Annotated in this window: 1 protein-coding gene; it reads right to left on the bottom strand. The window is 42.4% G+C overall.

Annotated elements, in window-relative coordinates; all coding sequences use genetic code 11:
- Positions 1–315 precede the first annotated feature (315 nt).
- A protein-coding gene (locus BM056_RS25505; RefSeq protein ID WP_238456670.1) for an IS3 family transposase occupies positions 316–1,466 on the bottom strand; the annotation gives its coding sequence in 2 pieces (ribosomal slippage) (positions 316–1,208 and positions 1,208–1,466; 1,152 coding nt in all).
- Positions 1,467–1,534: the final 68 nt, after the last annotated feature.

Below are 1,534 nucleotides of genomic sequence, written 5' to 3'. Positions count from 1 at the left end.
TGCGGCGTCCCCCGTTAAATAGACACACAAAACATAAGTATTACTTCATTTTTCATAGAATATCTTGATCTTTTGACAAATCACCAAAAGGTTGTAGAACTTTCACTGCCGTCCTTGACTCCATGTGCTAATTTAAAGGTACCCGACCGACGGATATACGCCAAAAAATAATTGTCTGCGGTCGGGGTTTTTTAGCCTAGCACATGAAGTCAAGAATCTCCGCTTCGCTCCGACCGCAAGCGGCGGCTACTTGTTGTGGCATTGTGACTATAGAGAAATTCCCCTTCCCTCTGGAGACCGCCATATTTTAATTATTTAAGAAGCCCTTGCGGCAGAGTAATATTCCTCTGGTGTAAGATAGCCATTGGTCTCATGTAACCGCTGCCTGTTATAAAATATCTCCATATATTCAAATACTGCGGCACGGGCTTGTTCACGAGTTCGAAAACGTTGTTCACAGAGCCACTCGTACTTCATTTTTCCCCAGAAGGCTTCCATAGGGGCATTGTCCCAGCAGTTCCCTTTTCGAGACATGCTGCAGATAAATCCATGCCGCTTAAGGTAATTTTGATAATCATTTGAACAATACTGCGATCCGCGATCAGAATGGATTAATGCCCCCTGGGGTAGCTTATACCTTCTGCAGGCACTATCAAGAGCATTAATAACAAGCTCCTTCGTCATTCGATCACTCATTGAGAACCCAACTATTTTTTGGCCACATAGGTCCATTACCGCAGCTATATAAAGCCAGCCCTCTTCTGTCCACAGGTAGGTTATATCGCTAACCATCTTCATATTGGGCTTCGTTGCCGTAAACTCTCGGTTTAAAATGTTTTCTGCCACTGGTAGGTGGTGTTTTGAATTTGTTGTTGCCTTATACTTTTTAGCTAATTTAGACCTTAGGCCCTCAAGTTTCATAAGCCGCTCCACACGTTTGTGATTAACTAATTGACCTTTACGGCGTAACTCCTGAGTAATTTTACGAGAGCCGTAAGTTTGTCTTGTTTTCCTATGTATCGACTTAATTTTTTCCTTGATTAATTCATTTTCGGCATCTCTTGCACTTTTTGGGCGATTCTCCCATGCATAATAGCCGCTTCGTGAAACACTAAGCACCTTGCACAGCTTCGCCACCCGGAATTTATTACGGTTAGCTTTGATGAATTCAAACCTTTTTATTTCAGGTTCTTCGCGAAGTAAGCTGCCGCCTTTTTTAAGATTTCATTTTCCTCTCGAAGATCCCGGACCTGGCGCTCAAGTTTTCTTATCAATTCATCATCTGGGCTTAACTTACCACTACCAGGGAATGGCCCTTCAGGCTTTTCACGATATCTTTTTAACCAACCATGTAGCGTGTTGATTTTTATACCTAATTCCCTTGCAACAGAAGCCACTGATCCTTCGGAAGCTTCTACTCGTTTTATAGCTTCCATTTTAAATTCTGTACTGTATTGCCTTGCCATATTTTTTGCCCCTTTCAATTTCTAGTATACTACGTGTTCTTACTGTCCATCAAAAGGGGTACGGGTCA

Origin of the sequence: Desulfotruncus arcticus DSM 17038 (genome assembly GCF_900113335.1) — a bacterium.
GTDB classification, from domain to species: Bacteria; Bacillota; Desulfotomaculia; order Desulfotomaculales; family Desulfallaceae; genus Desulfotruncus; species Desulfotruncus arcticus.
The sequence above is the reverse complement of the archived record's forward strand: the minus strand, read 5'-3'. Positions and strand labels throughout refer to the sequence as shown.